This is a genomic window from Nevskia sp. (genome assembly GCF_023266035.1).
Taxonomy (GTDB): domain Bacteria; phylum Pseudomonadota; class Gammaproteobacteria; order Nevskiales; family Nevskiaceae; genus Nevskia.
On sequence record NZ_JAHFRY010000219.1, the window covers coordinates 1 to 4,448 of the forward strand.

5 protein-coding genes are annotated in these 4,448 nt (G+C 67.2%); 3 read left to right on the forward strand and 2 right to left on the reverse strand.

Annotated elements, in window-relative coordinates:
• The 3 genes from Q0D45_RS21055 to Q0D45_RS21065 all read left to right on the forward strand — a co-directional run.
• Positions 1-210 (forward strand): DUF1302 family protein (locus Q0D45_RS21055; protein ID WP_293397723.1); only part of this gene is annotated, 210 nt, incomplete at its 5' end.
• 41 nt (positions 211-251) lie between these two features.
• Positions 252-1,361 (forward strand): YCF48-related protein, encoded by a 1,110-nt coding sequence (locus Q0D45_RS21060; protein WP_293397726.1) that lies wholly within the window; start codon positions 252-254, stop codon positions 1,359-1,361.
• A gap of 19 nt (positions 1,362-1,380) precedes the next feature.
• The gene (locus Q0D45_RS21065) at positions 1,381-3,498 is read left to right on the forward strand and encodes a hypothetical protein (RefSeq protein WP_293397729.1); all 2,118 of its coding nucleotides are present in this window, start codon (positions 1,381-1,383) and stop codon (positions 3,496-3,498) included.
• On the opposite strand, the gene Q0D45_RS21070 is transcribed toward Q0D45_RS21065, so the two are convergent.
• Both Q0D45_RS21070 and Q0D45_RS21075 read right to left on the reverse strand, forming a co-directional pair.
• Positions 3,480-3,968, reverse strand: a complete 489-nt coding sequence (locus Q0D45_RS21070; protein ID WP_293397732.1) for a cellulose binding domain-containing protein — start codon at positions 3,966-3,968, stop codon at positions 3,480-3,482. The two genes, Q0D45_RS21065 and Q0D45_RS21070, sit on opposite strands and share 19 nt — an antisense overlap.
• 6 nt (positions 3,969-3,974) lie before the next feature.
• Positions 3,975-4,448: cellulase family glycosylhydrolase (locus tag Q0D45_RS21075; protein WP_293397735.1), on the reverse strand; the 474-nt coding region annotated here is incomplete at its 5' end.

Consider the following 4,448-nt stretch of genomic DNA (forward strand, 5'->3'; position numbering starts at 1 on the left):
ATCATTTTCCAGCACGATGTCTACAACAATTCGCCGGGACCGGGCGCGAACTATGTCGAAGGGCGCATCCAGATGAACTCAGTGATCGAAGTGCGATACGAGAAGTCGACCTCGTTCTCGATCGCCTACAACATGTACACCCGCGGCGGCGGCAACAATGTGTACCGCGACCGCGACAATATCGGCTTCTTTTTCAAGTACCAGTTCTGATCGCCGCTTAGGTTTACAGAACCTCACCGAGCCTGACCGTCATGCGCCATTCGCCCTTGAAACTCGCTGCCCTTATCTTTGGCCTGTCTGCCCTGCCGCTGTCGCTGCTGATCACGACCCAGGCGCAGCAGGAGCCGGCGGCCGCACCGGTGGAAGCCGATGCGGCCTCTGCCCCTGTCGAGTCCGCGACCGAGGCTGCTCCGGAATCGAGCAGCGAGCCTGCAGCGGCGGAAGCGGTGGCGAAGCCGATCGCGCCGCGTTCTTCGGAGATCGCGGGGCGGGCGGTCAACAATCCGCTGCTGCGGGTGGTCAACACCGGCAAGCACTATGTCGCGGTCGGCGTGTACGGGCATATCCTGATCTCGGCCGATGGCGCGAAGTGGAATCAGGTCGCGTCGCCGGTCGACGTGATGCTGACCAGCGTCACCTTTGCCGACGAGAACAACGGCTGGGCGGTCGGCCATGACGCGGTGATCCTGCACACTGCGGACGGCGGCGAAACCTGGAAGCAGCAGAACTTCCAGCCCGAGCTGAACAAGCCGCTGTTCGACGTGCTGTTTCTCGACGCCCAGACCGGCTTCGCGGTTGGTGCCTACGGCCTGATGCTGGCAACCACCGACGGCGGCAGCACCTGGGCGCAGGTGGCGGCCAATCCGGTGACCGAGGGCGAGCGTCACTTCAATGCGCTGGCCAAGCTCGGTGACGGCAGCCTGATGGTGGTGGGTGAAGCGGGCACCATCGGCGTCAGCGCCGATCGCGGCCTGACCTGGACCAAGCTCACCACGCCGTACGAAAGCTCGCTGTTCTGCGTTATCGCCGCGGGTGACAAGGGCGCACTGATCGGCGGCCTGCGCGGCAATTCCTTCTACAGCGCCGATGTTCGCGTCGGCAGCTGGAAGAAGATGCAGACCAACAGCGACCAGTCGCTGTTCGGCATGGCCGCGCTGCCTGGCGACAAGGTGGCGATGGTCGGCCTCAACGCGACCCTGCTGATCTTCGAGCCCGGCAAGCCGGTGCATTCAGTGCCGATCATCGACAAGCTCGGCAATCGGCAGACGGAGTCGCTGTCCTGGCTGACGATGGCACCGGATGGCGGCCTGATCGTGGTCGGCGATGCCGGCGTGCAGCGGCTCGATGCGGCGAAGTTCTGATCGCCGCTGAGGTCGCAGCATGAGCGCCCTCGCTGTGCGCTCGGCCGGGTTGGCTTGGCTGATCGCTGGCTTGCTGGCGGTCACCGTGCCGGTGGTTTCAGCCACCGAGCCGGTGCCGCCGGACAGTCTGCCTGCCGATCTCGCCGCCGCCAGCACGGCACTGGCCGTAGCGCGCGAGCAGCGCTTCCACCGGCAAGCGGCCGAAGCCGCCAATGAAGATGTCGGCAACGCGCGTTTCGATCTCGGCCTGAGCGCAAGCAATGCCGAGCTTGAGAGCCTCCTGCTGACGGTCGACGATGTTGCGCTGCCGGCCATCACCGTTGCGTTGGAAGATCGCGTTGCCTTGCAAGCACGCGGCGGCCTGCTGCCACTGGTGGCACTGCCCTTGGCCGAAGGCACACATCGTCTGAGTGTCGACTGGACCCTGCGTGGCGAATCGCCGCGGCGCAGTGAGTTTGCTTTCGAGATCAGTGCCGGCAGCAGTGATCGGGAACTGCGCCTCGAACGCAGCCAGCCGCTGGCCGGGCCTGCTCTGGTGTTGATCGAATGGAAGGCCGGCGAGCCGCGGCAAAGCCCATTCGAGCGCTGGGCCGAAACGCTGATCGACAAGACACCACGCAGCAACGGTTATCAGCCGGGCAATCCGGACGATCCCCGCTGGCGCCGTGCCCGGCAGTTGCTGGCGCGCGATAGGCCCTGGCTGGCGGCGATCGCACTGACCCAGCTAGAAGCCGCCGGTCCTACCGATCCGGCGACTGCTGCGCTGCTGGCCGATGCCGCTGCTCGCTGCGGGCTGCTGGTCACCGCCGATGCGGCGCTGGGCCGTGCCAAGGCAGCTGATCGCAGCCTGTATGCCGACTCAATCCTGGCCGTGGCGCAGCGTCATCTCGCCGACGGCCAGGCCGAGGCGGCGATGCAGACGCTCGATGCGCTGCCGCTGAAGCTCGTGCCAGCGGTGCGCAACGAAGCGGTGCTGGCCCGGGCGCGGGCCCTGTTCGCGCTCGGCCGTGCCGATCTCGCCTCGCCGACTCTGCAGTCCGCCGAGGTTGATCCAGTACATCTGGCCAGTGCGCCGGTCGATGAACGCCTGCGTGCCAGCCTGATCCAGTACGACCTCGGCCTGGCGCTGATCGCCAGTGGCGCTACCGAACGTGGCCGCGCCTTGCTTGATCGCCTGGGCCGCGCCGATGCCAAAGAGAGCATCGAACAGGCACTGCGCGATCGCGCCAATCTGACCCTAGCCAGCGATTTCCTGCGTGCCGGGCAGGGCGCCACCGCGCGACCGATCTTCGAGCGCATTCCGCTCGAAGGTCCGTACTCGAATCTCGCGCTGCTCGGTCTTGGCTGGGCGGCGCTCGGACCGCAGGGCGAGAAGCAGTCGGCCACTTCGAAAGGCCGCGATGCCGGTATCCGCGAAACGCCGAAGTTCATCCTCAAGGCGATGCAACGCCGGCGCCTGATCGACTGCGAGGACTACAACCGCCGCGCGCTGGCGCCGACCGAGCTCTGTCAGCGGCTGCCGCCGTTCGAGCAGGCCGATGTGCCGGAGGATCCCGCCGGCCTCGCCGCCGAAGCGCTGATCGTCTGGCAGGAACTGGCGCTCCGCGATCCCCGCGATCCGGCCGTCCGTGAAGCCTGGGTGGCTGCTGGCCGAGCGGCCGCACGTGCCGGCCGGCGTCAGGAAGCAGGCGAGCATTACGACGCTGCAGTCGCGAAACTCGAAGCGGCCCTGAGCAGCAATGCGACAGCGGCGACCGGCATCATCAGCGCAGCGACACTGCCCGCGCTGGAGCCCGGTCAGGCCTTGCCTGCGGAAGCCGCAGCCAGCTTCGACGTGGCGCAAGGGCTCGACGCGGCACCAGCCTCGGCCGCCTTGCATCGCCTGCTGCCCGAGATCGCCGAGCTGCGCTGGTTGATCGAATCTTCGATCGCGACAGGAGACGACGGCGAAGCGCTGGCGGCCTTGTCCGCGCGCCAGCAAGCGCTGCTGCCATCACTGGCGACCGCGACGCTTGCTGCCGAGCGGCGCCAGTTGCTGGCCTGGCTCGCGGCGGGTCGTGCCGGCATTGCCGCGATTGCTGACCCGGCGCTGGCCGGGCCCGCGCCTGACAGCGGCCCTCAACGATCCGCGCAGTAACCCCAATCGCGCGTGCTGTTCGGCTCGATCGTGCGGTTCCAGTCCAGACCGCTGGCCTTGAGCTTGTTGCCGGCCTGCGACCAGGCCACGTTCCAGGCCTGGTTCGCGCGACCTTGTATGGTCAAGCTCACATTCCAGACCACGGTGCTGGTGCCGACATTGCGGACGGTGACGTTCGAGCAGTAGCCGGTGGCCCATTCGCTGGAACGCATTTCGCTGACGGTGATCGTCGGTCCATTACCGATTGTTCCGCCGCCCGTCGAAGCACCCGTGGTCGATTCGCCTGTCGATCCGCCCGTGGTGGTCCCGCCGGTGCTGCCACCCGTGGTTCCGCCGCTGGTCGTTCCGCCGGAGGTACCGCCCCCGGTGCCGGTTCCGCCCGTCGTGCCACCGGTGCTGGCGCCTGTCGTCGTGCCGCTGGCAGTCCCGGTCCAGAGCCGGCGCAGTAGCGCCATCTTGTCGCTGCGCATGGTGGTTCAGTCGTCGCGGAGGATGCCGCCGGTGTCGCTGCTGTTCGGGTTCCAGCTCCAGTAGAAGCCGCTGTTGATGCGCTTGCCGATCAGGTAATCGACCAGCGCGTTCTGCCAGGCGCGATCGCGGCTGTCGCCTTCGCCGTACTTGCCGCCGAATTCGCCGAGCACCATCGGCGCGTTGGGAATCGCGAAGCCCCAGTGGCCGTCCCAGATTGCCGGCATGTTGGACGGGAAGTTCTTGGCCTTGTGGTAGGGCTGGACGAACACATCCGGCCCGTAGCTGTGCGGCGACAGCACCAGACGATTGGCCGGCACCAGCGACGGCGTGCAGGTCAGCGGCGCCAGGTTCTCGCCCCAGAACGTGGCCTGACCGCTGCTGCACTGGCTGGACGCGCCGATGCCTTCGACGAAGATCAACCAGTTCGGTGCCACGCCGAGCACCTGGCTGGCGGCACGGCCGGCGGCCAGATTCCAGTC

Coding starts and splice junctions, on each gene's coding strand:
- Q0D45_RS21065 (WP_293397729.1), top strand. CDS start 1,381: ATGAGCGCCCTCGCTGTGCGCTCGGCCGGGTTGGCTTGGCTGATCGCT.
- Q0D45_RS21070 (WP_293397732.1), bottom strand. CDS start 3,968: ATGCGCAGCGACAAGATGGCGCTACTGCGCCGGCTCTGGACCGGGACT.
- Q0D45_RS21060 (WP_293397726.1), top strand. CDS start 252: ATGCGCCATTCGCCCTTGAAACTCGCTGCCCTTATCTTTGGCCTGTCT.